This is a genomic window from Rossellomorea sp. RS05 (assembly GCF_039822645.1).
Classification (GTDB): domain Bacteria; phylum Bacillota; class Bacilli; order Bacillales; family Bacillaceae_B; genus Rossellomorea; species Rossellomorea marisflavi_B.
This window is the reverse complement of the sequence record NZ_JBDKWY010000032.1, coordinates 1-280: the sequence shown is the minus strand read 5'-3', so window position 1 is coordinate 280 and position 280 is coordinate 1. Positions and strand designations below refer to the sequence as shown.

The 280-nt window shown below is 41.1% G+C and carries 1 rRNA gene; it reads left to right on the top strand.

What is annotated here, in order from left to right:
- Positions 1-95, top strand: a 16S ribosomal RNA gene (locus tag ABJ225_RS22335); the annotation flags it as partial.
- Positions 96-280 lie beyond the last annotated feature (185 nt).

The window sequence follows — 280 nt, the reverse complement described above, 5'->3', positions numbered from 1 at the left end:
CCTTTTGGAGCCAGCCGCCTAAGGTGGGACAGATGATTGGGGTGAAGTCGTAACAAGGTAGCCGTATCGGAAGGTGCGGCTGGATCACCTCCTTTCTAAGGAAGATTTACTAAACGTTTGACGACGTCGAAGTTTTGTTCAGTTTTGATGGTTTAAATCCATCTTCTATATTGTTCTTTGAAAACTAGATAAAGTTTTATTGATAGTCAAGAAATTACCGAGTATCGCCATTTTAGGTTTTTAACCAATTCGGTTAAGTTAATAAGGGCGCACGGTGGAT